This window comes from Streptomyces sp. JH14, assembly GCF_029428675.1.
Taxonomy (GTDB): Bacteria; Actinomycetota; Actinomycetes; order Streptomycetales; family Streptomycetaceae; genus Streptomyces.
Genome location: NZ_JAJNEL010000001.1, coordinates 1,882,886 through 1,898,616 on the forward strand (window position 1 = coordinate 1,882,886; position 15,731 = coordinate 1,898,616).

At 71.7% G+C, this 15,731-nt stretch carries 14 protein-coding genes and 1 pseudogene; 9 read left to right on the top strand and 6 right to left on the bottom strand.

Going from position 1 to position 15,731, the window contains the following annotated elements; genetic code table 11:
• The first annotated feature begins 63 nt into the window (after positions 1-63).
• On the top strand, positions 64-246 hold the full coding sequence (locus LRD69_RS08510) for a hypothetical protein (protein WP_277325947.1): 183 nt from the start codon (positions 64-66) through the stop codon (positions 244-246).
• An 80-nt stretch (positions 247-326) separates the two neighbouring features.
• Here LRD69_RS08510 and LRD69_RS08515 read toward each other — a convergent pair whose 3' ends face one another.
• From LRD69_RS08515 to LRD69_RS08525, 3 genes are read right to left on the bottom strand one after another with little or no spacing between them, the layout of a single operon-like run.
• Positions 327-1,274 carry a 3-oxoacyl-ACP reductase gene (locus LRD69_RS08515; RefSeq protein ID WP_277325948.1) on the bottom strand — a complete coding sequence of 316 codons (948 nt, stop codon included), beginning with the start codon at positions 1,272-1,274 and terminating at the stop codon, positions 327-329.
• 43 nt (positions 1,275-1,317) lie between these two features.
• Positions 1,318-2,394, bottom strand: a complete 1,077-nt coding sequence (locus tag LRD69_RS08520) for a Zn-dependent alcohol dehydrogenase (RefSeq protein ID WP_277325949.1) — start codon at positions 2,392-2,394, stop codon at positions 1,318-1,320.
• 30 nt (positions 2,395-2,424) lie between these two features.
• Positions 2,425-3,279, bottom strand: a complete 855-nt coding sequence (locus tag LRD69_RS08525; protein ID WP_277325950.1) for a MaoC/PaaZ C-terminal domain-containing protein — start codon at positions 3,277-3,279, stop codon at positions 2,425-2,427.
• A gap of 284 nt (positions 3,280-3,563) precedes the next feature.
• On the opposite strand from LRD69_RS08525, the gene LRD69_RS08530 reads away from it, so the two are divergent.
• From LRD69_RS08530 to LRD69_RS08545, 4 genes are read left to right on the top strand one after another with little or no spacing between them, the layout of a single operon-like run.
• Positions 3,564-4,499, top strand: coding sequence for an ABC transporter ATP-binding protein (locus LRD69_RS08530; protein ID WP_277325951.1), 936 nt, complete (start codon positions 3,564-3,566; stop codon positions 4,497-4,499).
• Complete coding sequence (locus LRD69_RS08535) at positions 4,499-5,224, top strand: ABC transporter permease (RefSeq protein WP_277325952.1); 726 nt, start codon at positions 4,499-4,501, stop codon at positions 5,222-5,224. The genes LRD69_RS08530 and LRD69_RS08535 overlap by 1 nt, the downstream gene beginning before the upstream one ends.
• 11 nt (positions 5,225-5,235) lie before the next feature.
• Positions 5,236-6,474 (top strand): sensor histidine kinase, encoded by a 1,239-nt coding sequence (locus LRD69_RS08540; protein ID WP_277325953.1) that lies wholly within the window; start codon positions 5,236-5,238, stop codon positions 6,472-6,474.
• 5 nt (positions 6,475-6,479) lie between these two features.
• On the top strand, positions 6,480-7,112 hold the full coding sequence (locus LRD69_RS08545; RefSeq protein WP_277329670.1) for a response regulator transcription factor: 633 nt from the start codon (positions 6,480-6,482) through the stop codon (positions 7,110-7,112).
• 28 nt (positions 7,113-7,140) lie between these two features.
• Here the strand turns inward: LRD69_RS08545 and LRD69_RS08550 are convergent, their stop codons facing one another.
• From LRD69_RS08550 to LRD69_RS08560, 3 genes and pseudogenes are all read right to left on the bottom strand, one after another.
• A complete protein-coding gene (locus LRD69_RS08550) occupies positions 7,141-8,343 on the bottom strand; it encodes a lipid-transfer protein (RefSeq protein ID WP_277325954.1) in 1,203 nt (400 codons plus the stop codon).
• Between the two features lie 72 nt (positions 8,344-8,415).
• Positions 8,416-8,619 (bottom strand): annotated as a pseudogene (locus LRD69_RS08555) (acyl-CoA dehydrogenase); the annotation flags it as partial.
• A 37-nt stretch (positions 8,620-8,656) separates the two neighbouring features.
• Positions 8,657-10,840 carry an acyl-CoA dehydrogenase gene (locus LRD69_RS08560; RefSeq protein WP_277325955.1) on the bottom strand — a complete coding sequence of 728 codons (2,184 nt, stop codon included), beginning with the start codon at positions 10,838-10,840 and terminating at the stop codon, positions 8,657-8,659.
• A gap of 248 nt (positions 10,841-11,088) precedes the next feature.
• Here LRD69_RS08560 and LRD69_RS08565 point away from each other — a divergent pair, with 248 nt between their 5' ends.
• The 4 genes from LRD69_RS08565 (at position 11,089) to LRD69_RS08580 (ending at position 15,676) form a co-directional block, all read left to right on the top strand.
• Positions 11,089-12,888: an MFS transporter gene (locus LRD69_RS08565; RefSeq protein ID WP_277325956.1), complete on the top strand. Its 1,800-nt coding sequence runs from the start codon at positions 11,089-11,091 to the stop codon at positions 12,886-12,888.
• Between the two features lie 158 nt (positions 12,889-13,046).
• Positions 13,047-13,691, top strand: coding sequence for a class I SAM-dependent methyltransferase (locus LRD69_RS08570; RefSeq protein WP_277325957.1), 645 nt, complete (start codon positions 13,047-13,049; stop codon positions 13,689-13,691).
• Positions 13,692-13,776: 85 nt separating this feature from the next.
• A complete protein-coding gene (locus LRD69_RS08575; protein WP_277329671.1) occupies positions 13,777-14,667 on the top strand; it encodes an N-acetylmuramoyl-L-alanine amidase in 891 nt (296 codons plus the stop codon).
• A 229-nt stretch (positions 14,668-14,896) separates the two neighbouring features.
• The gene (locus LRD69_RS08580) at positions 14,897-15,676 is read left to right on the top strand and encodes a hypothetical protein (protein WP_277325958.1); all 780 of its coding nucleotides are present in this window, start codon (positions 14,897-14,899) and stop codon (positions 15,674-15,676) included.
• Positions 15,677-15,731: the final 55 nt, after the last annotated feature.

Below are 15,731 nucleotides of genomic sequence, written 5' to 3' on the forward strand. Positions count from 1 at the left end.
GGGCGGCGGCGTGCTGGTCCCGGTGACATACACGCAAGCGATCACAACGGGGTGACTTCCCACATGTCTGAAGCCCGAACCGACACGACCCAGATGCGTCCGCCGGGGGCGGACGCCGATCGGGCCGACGCCGGCGGCTCCGGAAAGCACCGAGGGGGTGTGTCGATGGAGAGCACGGACGTACAGCCGCACGGTCGCCACCGGCGCCCCGCCGGGGAGCGCAGCAGGGCGGCCCGGCCGCAATAACTCGACGAGGGAGGGAAGGGCCTCCGCGGCACATGACTGCGCCGCGGAGGCCCTTTCCTGTCCCGCGCCTTCCGTGGGGCTCACCCCCGCTTCAGACCGAGCACCTCCGCCGCCGCGAACGTCTCGTTCGCCGGGCGGTCCTCGTAGTACGCAGAGATCAGCTCGTCCAGCTCGTCGAACGAGAACGTCTCCTTCGACGAGTCGAACTTCACCGCCACCCTGGGGCGTTCGACGACCGCGACCATTCCGCCGTGCACCACGAGCAGCTGGCCGTTGACCCGGGCCGCCGACGGCGACGCCAGATAACCGACCAGCGGCGAGACGTGCTCGGGGGCCAGCGGGTCGAGCCGGCCGTCGGCCGGTTCCTCGAAGCCCGCGAAGACGTCCTCCGTCATCCGCGTGCGGGCCCGCGGGCAGATCGCGTTGGCCGTGACGCCGTACTTGGCGAGGGCGAGAGCCGTGGACGTGGTGAGGCCGACGATGCCGCCCTTGGCCGCCGCATAGTTCGGCTGGCCCGCCGAGCCTGCGAGGAACGCCTCGGACGAGGTGTTGACGATCCGGCCGTAGACCGGTCCGCCGGATTCCTTGGAGCGGGCGCGCCAGTGGGACGCGGCGAAGTGGGTGGTGTTGAAGTGGCCCTTGAGGTGGACCCGGACGACCGAGTCCCACTCGTCCTCGGTCATGGAGAAGATCATCCGGTCGCGGAGGATCCCCGCGTTGTTGACCAGGATGTCGAGCTTGCCGTACGTGCTGACGGCCAGCTCGACCAGGGCGCGGGCCTGCGCATGGTCGGAGACGTCGCCGAGGTGGGCGACCGCCCGGCCGCCCGCCGCACGGATCTCCTCGGCGACCTCCTCGGCGGGGGCCGCGGACGCCTCGCCGGAGCCGTCGCGGCCCGGCTGTCCGTAGTCGTTGACGACGACGGCCGCGCCGAGCCTCGCCAGTTCCAGCGCTTCGGCGCGCCCGAGGCCGCGGCCCGCGCCCGTGACGATCGCGGACAGCCCGTCCAGCGGAAGGGGTTGTGACATCGGAACCTCGAAGTCCTTTCGGGGCACGGTGAGGGGCGGTCCGTCAGAGTTCGATGCAGGTGCGGAGCGACTCGCCGGTCCTCATCTGGTCGAGGGCGTCGTTGATCCCGGCGAGCGGCACCCGGTGGGTGATCATCGATTCGAGGTCGATCCGGCCGGCCCGCCACAGCGCGATGGCCCGTTCGTACGACCGCAGCACGTCCCCTCCCCCGTACATGGACGGCAGGATCCGCTTCTCGTCGAAGAACAGCTCGAACATGTTGACCTGGAAGTTGTCGTCCATGGCACCCGCGCCGACGATGCAGAGCGTTCCGCCGCGCCGGGTGTTCTCGTACGCCGTGCGGGCCGTGGCCGACTTGCCGACGACCTCGAAGACGTAGTCGAAGCCCTCGCCGCCGGTGATCCGCTGCCTGGCGTCGCCGAGTCCGTCCGGCGCGACCGCCTCGGTCGCACCGAACCGCAGAGCCGCCTCGCGCCGGGACGCGACCGGGTCGACGGCGACGATCTGGGCTGCGCCCTGGACCCTGGCGCCCTGGATCGCGGCGATGCCCACCCCGCCGCAGCCGATCACGGCGACCGACGAACCGGCCTCCACCTGCGCGGTGTTGATAGCGGCGCCGAGCCCGGTGGTGACCCCGCAGCCGATCAGCGCGGCGATCTCGAACGGCACGTCGTCGGGGATCGGCACCGCGCAGCCCGCGTCGACGACCACCTCCTCGGTGAAGGTGCCGGTGCCGGCGAAGCCGAACACTTCGCCGCCGGGGCGCTTGAAGTTGGGGGTGCCCGCGTTCATGAAGCCGGCCAGGCAGAGCTGCGTCTGGCCGCGTTTGCAGGCGGGACACGCCCCGCAGGCGGGCAGCCAGCAGACCACCACCCGGTCCCCCGTGCTCAGTCCGGAGACACCGTCACCGATGTCGATGACCTCGCCCGCACCCTCGTGGCCCGGGATGAAGGGGGCGGGCTGCGGCAGCACACCGTTCATCGCCGAGACGTCGGAGTGGCACAGTCCGGTGGCCCGGATGCGGAGCCTGACCTTGCCGGGGCCGAAGCCCACCGCCTCGACGTCGTCGAGGACCTCCAGTTTGTCCTGCCCTATCTCGTGCAGTACGGCTGCGCGCATGGTGCGGCTCCCCTCGGATCGTGGCGTGATTCAGGAGTGTTCGACGAACGTGTCGGCCAGGACCGGTGCGTCGTCGCGCTCGACGACGGTCACGGCGACGCCGACATGGCCTTCCCCGGCCCACATCCGGATGCGGAGGGTCTCGCCGGGGAAGACCACCCCGGCGAACCGGGTGCGGTACGAGCGGATGCGGGTCACATCACCGTCGAGCAGCGTGTCGGCCACGGCCTTGAGCGTCATGCCATAGGTGCACAGCCCGTGCAGGATCGGCCGGTCGAAGCCCGCCTTCACGGCGAACTCGGGGTCGGCGTGCAGCGGGTTCCAGTCACCGGAAAGCCGGTAGAGCAGCGCCTGGTCCTCGCGGATGCGCCGCTCGACCGTACGGTCCGGGACCACGGCTATGACGCCCTGCCGTCCGGACGGGCCGCGTTCGCCGCCGAAGCCGCCTTCACCGCGCACGTAGATCTCGGAGTCGTTGGTCCACAGCGGGCCGTCGTCGTCGGCGGCCTCGGTACGCAGGACGACGACGGCCGCCTTGCCCTTGTCGTACACCGCCGCGACCCTCGACGTCTGCACGGCCCTGCCCGTCACCGGCACAGGCCGGTGCACCCGTACGGTCTGGCCGCCGTGGAGCACGGCGGCCAGATCGATGTCGATCCCGGGCGAGGACAGTCCGCCGAAGCCGCCCATGCCGCCGCCCGCGACGGTGGCGAAGCTGGGCAGAACATGGAGCCTCGACTCGAGGGTGTAGCGCAGTTCGCCGGGGTCGGTGGCGGGAACGCCTGCGCCGAGTCCCAGGTGGTAGAGCTGGACGTCCTTGTGGTCCCAGGAGATCTCGGCGGTCCGGGGTTCGGCGGCTACCGCCCTTGCGGCATCAATGGGCATGGGGAAGCTGCTCCTTGATGGTGGGAAGACCTCGGTGCGGCCGTCCGCACCGTCGGCCGCACCGAGGTCGTACGGGGCCGGCCGGCGCACTCGTTCTAGAACGCGTTCTAGCCGGTTGGCCCTATGTATAACGCAGCTCCCCACAGTTGTGAAGCCTGCTGACCACTCGTCAGATCCGTTGTCCTGCAAGGCGCGACGGCCGGTACCGGCCATGACATTTGTCATCACGGAGTCCGTACATGCGCCTCTGCCGGGACAGCCCCCGGGTCCGTAGCGTCATGGGCATGGAAAAGACAACGGGGAACGGGCCCGCGGTGATCTTCACCGGGGCAGTCAAGACCTTCGGCCGGGCGGAACGGACCGTGCGGGCCGTCGACGGGATCGACCTGACCGTCGAACGCGGCGAGACCGTCGCCCTGCTCGGCCGCAACGGCGCGGGCAAGTCCACCACCATCAGCCTTCTGCTCGGACTCGACGAGCCGGACTCCGGCAGTGTGCAGCTGCTCGGCCGGACCCCCGAGCAGGCGGTACGGGCCGGCCGGGTCGGCGCCATGCTCCAGGACGGGCGTCCCATCCCCCGGGTGACGGTCCGCGAACTGATCGCTTTCGTCGCCTCCACCTACCCGAACCCCATGCCGGTCCCCGAGTCACTGGCCCTGGCGGGGGTCGCCGCGTACGCCGACCGGCGCGTCGACAAGCTGTCCGGCGGGCAGGTCCAGCGCGTCCGGTTCGCCGTCGCGCTGGCCGGCAACCCGGAGCTGATCGTCCTGGACGAGCCGACCGCCGCCCTGGACGTCGAGGCCCGGCGCGCGTTCTGGGACTCCATGCGGGGCTACGCACGGCGCGGCAACACGGTCCTCTTCTCCACGCACTATCTGGAGGAGGCCGACGAGAACGCGGACCGGATCGTCGTCATCGACCACGGCCGGATCGTCGCCGACGGCAGCGGGGACGGGATCAAGGAGTCGGTCGGCGGCAGCCACGTCTCCTTCGACCTGGCGGGCGGACCGACCGAGGGCCTGGAACTGCTGCCCGGCGTCAACGCCGTCGAGGTCCGCGGGGACCGTGCCCTGCTGCGTACGGACGACTCGGACGCCACGGTGATCGAGCTGGCCCGCCTCGGCCGGATCCGCGACCTCCAGGTCACCCGGCCCACGCTCGAGGACGCGTTCCTCTCACTGACCACCCCCGCCCCCCTCTCGGAGAAGGAGACCGTCTGATGTTTCCCTACATCGTGCTCGAGATCCGCCGTACCCTGCGCGACGGATTCTTCGTGATCTTCGGGATCGGGATGCCGGTGCTGATGTATCTGCTCTTCACCAACCTCGGCGGGGGCGGCGACGACGCGGCCGAGTGGAAGGTCATGTCCATGGTCGGCATGGCGGCGTACGGGGCACTGGGCGCCGCCATGTCCATCGGTACGGGCGTCGCGTCCGACAAGTCCCTCGGCTGGCTCCAGCAACTGCGGATCACGCCGCTCGACCCGTCCCGGGTGGTCGCGGGCCGCGCGATCAGCGGTTCGGTGACCGTGCTGCCCACCGTCCTGGCGGTGCTGCTCGCCGGGGCGCTGGTCAACGGCGTACGGCTGGAAGCCGGACAGTGGATCGCCCTGACGCTGCTGCTGTGGATCGGCGCCCTGCCGTTCACCCTGCTCGGCATCGGCAACGGCTACCGGCTCACCCCACAGGCGACCGGAGTGGTCAACATGGCCGCTCTGATGGGCTTCGCGATCGTCGGCGGGCTGTGGTTCCCGCTCTCCGAGTTCCCCTCGTGGGTGCGCAGCATCGGCTCGTACACCCCCGCCCACCGGTTCGCCGACCTGGGCTGGGCGGCCACCGGCGGCCACGCACCGTCCGCGGGGACGATCGCCGTGCTCGCCGGGTGGCTCCTGCTGTTCGGTGTGTACGCCGTCGTCTCGTACCGTCGGTCCGCGAGGACGGCATGAGCGGAGCGAGCATGACCCGGAACGGATCCGAATCGCGCAGAGAACGGCACAGACGCCACCGGGAGGAAGGGCGCCTCGGGCCGCCCGGCCCGTATGCCCTGCTGCCCTGGCTGCTGATAGGGCTGGGCTCCTTCTCCAACCTCTTCCAGGGTGAGACCCCGAACCCCTGGATCGGCGGTCTCGGACTGCTCGCATTCAACTCCCTGTACATCTCCGTGGTGTTCCGCGGGTTCGTCAGGGAGAAGCGTGAAAGCCCGGCGTCGTACGTGCTGCTCGCTGTGATGGCCGTGGTCACGTTCGGTCTGGCGATCGGCTACGGCGGCAGCTGGCTGCTGTTCTTCCCGCTGCTCTCGCTCGCCTGCGGCACGATCCTGCGCCACCGGCAGCTGGCGCTCGGTCTGCTCGGCCTCGCGATCGCCGCCAGCCTCATCGCCGTCTGGCGCGCGGGCGGCGATTCGGACCCGTGGACCATCGGATACGGCACCTTCATCTCGGGCGCCGTGACCGCCGCGATCCTCACCCTGTCGGAGACCGTGACGGAACTGCGCGCCACCCGGCAGGAACTGGCCCGGACCGCCGTGGAGAAGGAGCGGCTCCGCTTCTCCAGGGATCTGCACGATCTGCTGGGGCACACGCTCTCCGTGATCGTCGTCAAGTCGGAGGCCGCGCGCCGGCTGGCCCCGCGCGACATCGACGCGGCGCTGCTCCAGGTCGCCGACATCGAGTCCGTCGGCCGCCAGGCCCTCACCGAGATCCGGGAGGCGGTCACCGGCTACCGCGAGGGGAGTCTGGCCACCGAGCTCGACCGGGCCAGGTCCGCACTGACGGCCGCCGGGGTCGAACCGGTGGTCCGCCGCTCGGGACCGCCGCTCGCCCCGCAGACGGAGGCGCTGCTGGGCTGGGTGGTGCGGGAGGCGGTGACCAACGTCGTACGCCACAGCAATGCGACCACCTGCTCGTTCGTGGTCGACGGCACGGTCGAACGGGTCCGGCTGACCGTCACCGACGACGGCCGCGGGCAGGCCGCCGAACCGCCCGCTCCGGGCATCGGCGGCACCGGCCTCAAGGGCCTCACCGAACGCCTTGCCGCGGCCGGCGGCTCGCTGACGGCGGGCCCCGGTCCGGACGGCGGCTTCGTGGTCGCCGCGGAACTGCCGGTGGACACGACGGACGCCGTGGACACGACGGACGCCGTGGACGCGGCGGATGCCGCGGAGTGCCCCGCCCCACCCCCTACGCTGGGCCGGTGAACGAGATGCCCCAGGACCACCGGCCGGCCAGGTCCGTGCGCGTGCTGCTCGCCGAGGACCAGGGCATGATGCGCGGCGCGCTCGCCCTGCTGCTCGGCCTGGAACCGGACATCGAGGTGGTGGCCCAGGTGGCCGCCGGTGACAAGATCGTGGACGCCGCGCTGGTGTCGCGCCCCGATGTGGCACTCCTCGACATCGAACTCCCGGGCCGCAGCGGGCTGGACGCCGCCGCCGATCTGCGCGAGGAGGTGCCGGACTGCCGGGTGCTGATCCTCACCACCTTCGGCAGGCCCGGCTATCTGCGCCGGGCGATGGAGGCCGGGGCGGCGGGCTTCCTGGTCAAGGACGGCCCCGTCGAGGAACTCGCGGCGGCCATCCGCCGGGTGCTGACCGGCGAGACGGTCATCGATCCCGCTCTTGCCGCGGCCGCCCTCAGTGCGGGACCGAGCCCGCTGACCGTGCGGGAGCGGGACGCGCTGAACGCGTCGGCGGACGGAGCGACGGTCGCGGACATCGCTGCGAAGCTGCATCTGTCGGAGTCGACGGTACGCAACTATCTGTCGTCGGCGATCGGCAAGACGGGGACGCGCAATCGCATGGAGGCGGTGCGGGCGGCGCGGCAGCAGGGGTGGTTGTAGAGGGCCGGCTCCGAGGACCCGCCCCTCCTCACCCGCCGACCACGCCCGACGCGAGCAGCGTCACCACCGCCGCCCCGCCGAGCCCGATGTTGTGGGCGAGTCCGACCCGCGCGGACGGCACCTGCCGGGCGCCCGCCTCGCCGCGCAGCTGCCAGGTGAGTTCGGCGGCCTGGGCGATACCGGTGGCGCCGAGCGGGTGGCCCTTGGAGATCAGCCCGCCGGACGGGTTGACGACCCAGCGGCCGCCGTACGTCGTGGCTCCGGACTCGACGAGTTTGCCGGACTCGCCCTCGCCGCACAGGCCGAGCGCCTCGTAGGTGAGGAGTTCGTTGATCGAGAAACAGTCGTGCAGCTCGATGACGTCGAGGTCGGCGGCGCCCAGGCCGGCTTTCTCGTACACCTGCTGGGCGGCGGCCCGCGACATGGGCTGCCCGACGGCGTCGATGCAGGTGCCGGAGGCGAACGAGTCGGCGGTGTCGGTCGTCATGGCCTGAGCGACGATCTCGACCGCCCGGTCCCCCAGCCCGTGGTGCTCGGCGAACCGTTCCGACACGACGACGGCGGCGGCCGCCCCGTCCGACGTGGGCGAGCACTGGAGCTTGGTCAGCGGGCGGTGGACGGTCCTGGCGGCGAGGACCTCGTCGACCGTGTACGCGTCCTGGAACTGGGCGTACGGGTTGTTCACCGAGTGCCGGTGATTCTTGGCGCCGACCGCGGCGAGCTGCGCCTCGGTCGTCCCGTACCGCTCCATGTGCTCCCGGGCCGCGTTGCCGAAGATCTGGGCGGTGGGCGGGGTCCTCTCGAAGCCGTGCGCGGCCGCCATGATCCCGTAGTGGCGGGCCACGGGGGACGTCGCGAAGTCGCCGCCGGTGGATCCGCCCCCCAGCGCCCCGCGCGCCATCTTCTCGAAGCCGAGGGCGAGGACGCAGTCACTGCTGCCGCCCTCGACGAACTGGCGGGCCATCATCAGTGCGGTGGAGCCGGTCGCACAGTTGTTGTTCACGTTGTAGACGGGTACGCCGGTCAGTCCGAGTTCGTACGCGGCACGCTGGGCGGCCGTGGAGGCCTGGAAGCAGTGGCCGACGGCGACCTGCTGCACCTGCTCGTAGCGGATCCCGGCGTCGGCGAGCGCTGCCGTCCCGGCCTCCTTCGCCATGTCCCAGTACTGCCAGTCGCGTGTCTCGGGCTTCTCGAACCTCGTCATCCCGACACCGACGATGTACGCCTTCATGGTCTTCCTCCCGGGCCGCTGCCACTGTCCGACTCATCTGACGATGCGTCAGATGATGGCAGCGGTGCCCGGTCAGCGGAAGGCCGCGTGACCGGTGAGCGCCTGGCCGAGAGCGACGGTGTGCATCTCCGTGGTGTCCTCGTAGGTGAGGACGGACTCCAGGTTGTTCATGTGCCGGATCACCGCGTACTCCAGCGAGATGCCGTTCGCGCCGACGATCGTGCGCGCGGTGCGGCAGATCCCGGTGGTCTCGCGGACGTTGTTGAGCTTGCCGAAGCCGGCCCGGCGCCGGCGGACCCGGCCGGGCCCGCGGTCACGGGTCCCGGGGCAGGCCGAGGATGCGCTCGGCGACGACATTGAGCTGGACCTGGGTGGTGCCGCCCGCGATGGTCAGACAGCGGGACATCAGAAAGCCGTGCAGGGCCCGTGCCGCGGCCCCCTCGGCGGTCGCACCGGCCGGGCCGAGGAGTTCCAGGGCGAGTTCGGCGACCTTCTGCTGGTGGGTGGTCTGGACGAGTTTGCGTACGGACGCCCCGGCGCCCGGCTCCAGTCCGGAGACCTGCTGCAGGGTGGTCCGCAGTCCGATGCAGGCGAGTGCGTGCGCCTCGGCGGCCAGGGCGCCGATCCTGGCCCGGCAGCTGTCGTCGAGCTCACCGGAACGGGCGATCAGCGCCTCCAGCCCGGTGTCGAAGGTCATCTGGTCGGCCATGTGGACACGTTCGTTGCCCAGCGTGTTGCGGGCGACCCGCCAGCCGTCGCCGATCCCGCCGACGACGGCGTCCGCGGGGAGCAGGACGTCGTCGAAGTACACCTCGTTGAAGAGGGAGTCGCCGGTGATCTCCTTCAGCGGACGGATGTCGATGCCCTCGGTGTTCTTCACGTCGACGAGGAAGTAGCCGATCCCCTGGTGCTTGGGCGCGTCCGGGTCGGTCCTGGCGAGCAGGATGCCGTGGTCGGCCCACTGGGCGGCGCTCGTCCACACCTTCTGGCCGTTGATTCGCCAGCCCTCGGCGGTCCGTTCGGCCCTCGTACGGAGCGAGGCGAGGTCGGAACCGGCGCCGGGTTCGGAGAACAGCTGGCACCAGAGGAGTTCGCCACGCAGGGTGGGCAGGAGGTAGCGGTCCTGCTGCTCCGGTGTCCCGTACGCGAGGAGGGACGGCACCACCCAGGTGGCGATGCCGAGATCGCTCACCTTCACACCGTGCTCCTTCAGCTCCTCCTGTACGGCGAGCTGCTGGACGGGGCCGGCACCCAGGCCGTACGGGGCGGGCAGGTGCGGGGCGGCGTAGCCGGTCGGGGCGAGGGCGCGGCGGGCCGCCTTCGGGTCGAGTCCCCGGGCGGCGGCGACGACCGGGCGCGCCTCGGCGCGATGGCGTACGGCCTCGGCGGGAAGCTCCAGCGCGAGTTCGCGCCGCGCGCCGCGCTCGGCCAGCCGGGCGGCCCGCAGCCGGTGGGCGTCCCCGGTCCCCAGCAGCTGCCGTGCCACCAGGGCCCGGCGCAGATGGAGGTGGGCGTCGTGCTCCCAGGTGAAGCCGATGCCGCCCAGGATCTGGATGCAGTCCTTGGCGCAGCCGTACGCGGAGTCGAGCGCGGTGCCCGCAGCGAGGGCGGCGACCAGTCCGCGTATCTGCGGGGTCTCGTCCGCCGCGCGGGCGGCATCCCATACGAGCGCGCGGGCCTGCTCGACGCGCACGAGCATGTCGGCGCAGAGATGCTTGACGCCCTGGAACTGGCCGATGGGGCGACCGAACTGTTCCCGGACCTTGGCGTGCGCGACGGCGGTGTCCAGCGCCCAGGCGGCGGTGCCGCAGGCTTCGGCGGCGAACAGGACGGCGGCGAGATCGCGTACGGTCCCGGAATCGGTGCGGACGGCCCGGCCGGCGGGGACGTGGACGCCGTCGGCCCGGACCTCGGCGGTGGGGCGGGTGGGGTCGGCGCCGGGATGCGGGCGCACGGTCAGGCCTTCGGTGGTGGAGTCGACGGCGAACCAGAGGATGCCGGTGGCCGACTCCGCGGGGAGCAGGAGCAGGTCGGCTTCGGCTGCGGAGAGCACGGACGGGGCGACGCCGTCGAGGCGGTGGCCGTCCTCGCTCTCCACGGCGGTGAGGTTGCCGGGGCCGAGGGCGACGGCAGCGATGCGGGTACCGGCCGCGAGGGCGCGTACGAGAGCGTTCACCTCTGCCGCACCGGGCACCGCCGTACCGAGCACCGCCGAGGCGAGCACGGTCACCAGGTAGGGGCCGGGGAGTGCGGCCCGTCCCGCCTCCTCCAGGACGACGGCGAGGTCGAGGAGTGTGCCGCCCCCTCCCCCGTACTCCTCGGGCAGGTGGAGGGCGAGCAGGCCCTGTTCCGCGAGCCCGTCCCAGCAGCCGGGGCGCACGCCGGGGGCGCTCGCGTCGAGGAGTCCGCGGACCTCCTCGGGCGGTACGGCGCGCGCCAGCCACCCCCGTACGGACTGCGCCAACTCCCTCTGTTCTCGGGTGATTGCGATGCCCATTGCGGATCCTCGCCGGTCGCGGCCACTGGAACGGCGCAAGAGTAGAACACGTTTCATTCTGACGGAAGGTCAGACGGCCGCGGGCTTCCGGCCACGTATCGCGCCATGTCCTGTTCGCGCCGCGTTCACCGGAATACGACGGACATCCGGAAGCGTTCAGAGTGCACACACTTGGCGGTCGCTGCTGCCCGCCGCAGGACCGCACTCCACCTCCCTCTTTCCTCTTCCGCTGCCCGGAGGCCGCACGTATGCCGCAGACGCCGAACGATCAGCCCGCCGGGGAGCAGCCGCTCCCCGATCCGCGCAAGGACCGGGCGGGTGGCGGTGTCGTCCCCGTTCTCGCCTTCGCGGGTATCACCGTCGCGGTGATGCAGACCCTGCTCGTCCCCGTCATCAAGGACCTGCCCGCCCTTCTCCACACCGATCCGTCCAACGCCACCTGGGTCCTGACCGCGACGCTGCTCGCGGGTGCCGTCGCCACGCCGATCATGGGCAGGCTCGGCGACCTCTACGGCAAGCGGAAGATGCTGCTCGCCAGCCTCGCCGTCATGGTGATCGGCTCGTTGATCTGCGCCTTCACCGATGAACTCATGGTCATGATCGTGGGGCGGGCGCTCCAGGGCTTCGCCATGGGCGCCATCCCGCTGGGCATCGGCATCATGCGCGACGAGCTGCCGCGCGAGAAGCTCGGCTCGGCGATGGCGCTGATGAGCTCCTCGATCGGGGTGGGCGGCGGACTCGCACTGCCCGCCGCCGCGCTCGTCGCCCAGCACGCCGACTGGCACACGCTGTTCTTCGGCGCGGCCGGGCTCGGGGTGCTGTCGATGGCGCTGACCGTCCTCGCCGTACCGGAGACCTCGCTGCGCGCGCCCGGCCGCTTCGATCTGCCCGGTGCACTCGGGCTCTCGCTCGGGCTGGTCTGCCTGCTGCTGCCGATCACCAAGGGCAGCGACTGGGGCTGGACCTCGGCCGGCACGCTCGGGCTGATCGCCGCGTCCCTGGTGATCCTGGTGCTGTGGGGGCTCTTCGAGCTGCGCAGCCCGGCTCCGCTGGTCGATCTGCGGACCTCGGCCCGGCGCGAGGTGCTGCTGACCAACCTCGCCTCGGTGATGGTCGGCGTCGCGTTCTACGCGGTCTCGCTCGTCCTGCCGCAGCTGCTGCAGCTTCCGGTGTCGACCGGGTACGGCCTCGGGCAGTCGATGGTCGTGGCGGGGCTGTGCGTGGCGCCGCTGGGTCTGACGATGATGTTCGTCGCCCCGCTGTACGCACGGCTGTCCGCCCGCCGCGGGCCCAAGGTGTCTCTGATGCTCGGCCTGCTGGTCATCGCGATCGGTTACGGCGCTGGGCTCGGTCTGCTGAGCGCCGCCTGGCAGACCGTGGTGATCGCGGTGGTGCTCGGGGCCGGTATCGGACTCGCGTACTCCTCGCTGCCCGCGCTGATCATCGGGGCCGTCGACCCGTCGGAGACGGGCGCCGCCAACGGTCTGAACACACTGATGCGGTCGATCGGGACATCGGTGTCGAGCGCCGTGATCGGCATGGTGCTCGCCAACACCTCGGTGCGGACGGGGCCGGTGCCGGTTCCCTCGATGGAGGGTTTCCGGACCTCCTTCATGATCGCTACGGGTGCGGTGGTGATCGGCCTGGTGCTGGCCGCGTTCCTGCCGTCGCAGCGCGAGGCGATGCGGCCGGTACTGCTGGCGAGCAGCACGGACGAGGCGGCGCCCGCCCAGGAGGCCTCGCGTCCGGACGCCGGTCCGGCCGGCTTCCGGGGCAGGGTGCTGGAGGCGGACGGCACACCTGTGGCCCGCGCCAACGTCACGCTGATCGACCGGACGGGACGGCAGGCCGGGCTCACCGTCACGGACGACGCCGGCCGGTACGCCCTGGCCGCCCCGTCCGCCGGGACCTTCGTCCTGGCCGGCTCCGCCACCGGGTACGCGCCACGTGCCGTGCCGACGGCGTACCCGGCGACCGGCGCTCCGGTCGAGGTCGACCTCGTACTGACGGCCGACGCATCGGTGCGCCGGGCGGCGGTGCCGTCGTGAGCGGCTGAGAGAGCGCCGGAGGGCGGTGCGCCGTGAGCGGCCGAGAGGGCGGTCCCGCCCGGAGGACCGTCCCGCCTGCGACCCCCGCCGACACCGCCGACCAGGCCGTACGGCACCATGGGGCGCCGTTCGATCCCCGTACCGCCAGGAGGAACCCCGTGGCCGCCGAGCCCAAGCCCGAGATTCTCGCCGCCTTCCAGGCCGCCAAGGGGTTCATGCCGGTGGTCGAGGGGCTCGCCCTGCATGCGGCCGCCACCGACGCCGCCACGCTCGGTCTGCCGCTGCTGGAGGTCGGAACGTACTGCGGGCGGTCCACGATCCTGCTCGCCGATGCCGCCCGGGCGGCGGGTGTGAGCGCGCTCACCGTCGACCACCACCGGGGCAGCGAGGAGCAGCAGCCGGGCTGGGAGTACCACGACCCGACCGTCGTGGACCCGGAGGTCGGACGGATGGACACGCTGCCGACGTTCCGCCGCACCCTGCACGCGGCCGGGCTCGAGGACCACGTGGTGGCGCTCGTCGGCCGGTCCCCGCAGGTCGCGGCGGTCTGGGGCGGGAATCTCGGCTTCGTGTTCATCGACGGCGGCCACACCGACGAGCATGCGAACGGCGACTACGAGGGCTGGGCGCCGCATGTCGCCGAGGGCGGCCTGCTCGTGATCCACGACGTGTTCCCCGATCCCGCGCACGGTGGCCAGGCCCCGTACCGGGTGTATCTGCGGGCCCTGGAGTCCGGAGCGTTCACCGAGGTGTCGGTCACGGACTCGCTGCGCGTCCTGCGCCGTACGGGAACGGGGATCTGAGCGGCCCGGATAGCATCGCGGCGTGCCGTACGACGACAGCGTTCCCCCCGCCGCCCCACATGCCGCCCAGCATCGCGTCCGCCGCCTGCTCACCGCCGCCGCACTCGCCTCCGTATGCCTCACCGCGGGCTGCGGCGGTGCCGGCGACGGCGGAGGGAGCGGGCCGGCTCGGCCGCGCGCGGGCAGCAGCGGTGCCGCGTCGTCGCCGTCGCCCACGGCTTCGGCTTCGCCCTCGAAGAGCGGCCCGGCGGCCGACGCGTCCGCACCCGCCCCGGCGAAGTCCGCGAACGGCACGCGGTCCGGGCCGCTCGCGGGCAGGACCGTCGTCATCGACCCCGGGCACAACCCCCGTAACCATGAGCACACCCGCGAGATCGGCCGCCAGGTGGACATCGGCACGACGCACAAGGAGTGCGACACCACCGGTACGTCCACCGACTCCGGTTATGCGGAGGCCCGGTTCACGCTCGATGTGTCGCACCGGCTGCGTGCGCTGCTCCAGGCACAGGGCGCGAAGGTGATCCTGACGTACGACGACGACCGCCCGTTCGGGCCGTGTGTCGACGAGCGGGCGCGGATCGGCAACAACGCCAAGGCCGATGCGGTCGTTTCGGTGCATGCGGACGGGTCCGCGGCCGGCAACCGGGGGTTCCATGTGATCCTCCCCGCACGGGTGCGCGGTGGGGCCGCGGACACGTCGAAGATCGTGGATCCGTCGCGCGATCTCGGCACCCGGATCGCGGGGCTCTTCGTCCGCGCCACCGGAAGCGCGCCTTCCAACTACGTCGGCGGTCATACGGGGTTGGACACCCGGAGCGATCTGGGCGGACTAAATCTGTCGACCGTGCCCAAAGTGTTCATCGAATGCGGCAATATGCGTGATCCGAAGGACGCCGCTCTGCTCACCAGCGCGGGCTGGCGTCAGAAGGCCGCACAAGGCATTGCGGACGGCATCAGCTCCTACCTCAACGGGTAAGCAGAGGAAGTTGTGCGGGAGTTGTGCGGTGGATTCCGGGGGATGACCACCCATGGGCCGGGCCGGGACACAAGCTGTCCGGTCAGACGATAGATTCATCCGTACGATGGGGAGCCGCCCTGAGCTTCGCGCCGTACCCGCCGTACCGGCGGCATCGACGACCGCCCCGACGAGACGACCGACTAAGGACCTTCACGTGAATATCCGCTCCCTCACTCGAGGCGATGGCGTGGTGATCGGCGCAGCGGTGGTGCTGTTCATCGCCTCTTTCCTCGATTACATCTCCTACAACGGTCTCAGCGGAGCGCCGAACGCCTGGGATTCGCTGGGCAATGCGATCGGCGTCTACATGGTCGGGGTGGCCGGTGCGGCTCTGATCGTGTTCTCCCGTTCGCAGCCGCAGCCCCGCAAGATCGCGGGTCTGGAACTCGGCCCGTTCGGTGTCGCGGCCACGGTCTTCACCGCGTGGAACATCCTCTGGACGATCATCGACCTCGGCCAGGTCGACGCCGGAGCAGGCCTTGTCCTCGGCCTGATCGCCGCGCTGGTACTGGCCGGTGGCGCGATCGCCACCCCGCTCGTCCCGGCCCTCAAGGCCCCGCTGGTGAGCGCCCCGCGCCCGCAGGCCGTGCAGTCGCCGTACGGCGCCCAGCCGCAGCCCGGCCAGGGGTACGGCTACCCGGGCGCCCAGCAGCAGCAGCCGTACGGCGCCCAGCCGGGCCAGCCGTACGGTGCGCAGCCGCAGCCCGGTCAGCCCGACCCCGCCCCGCACGCACAGCAGGCCTCCCAGGGCGGCGCCGCGCCGGCCGGTGACTTCACGCCGTTCTGGTTCGCGGTGCCGGTGGCCCGTCCGCTGTACGGCGAGGACGGTTCGCCGAGCCCGATCGCCGAACTGGCGCCGGGCACCTGGTATCTCGCGGTGGAGCAGCGCGGTCCGGGTCTCGTCGCTCAGACCCAGGACGGCCGTCGCGGTGTGCTGCAGGACACCACGGGCATCCAGCGCGGCTGACCGCAGCCCGTTCCGGCCGGCCCCTCGCCCTTCCGGGCGGGGGGCCGCTGTCGTA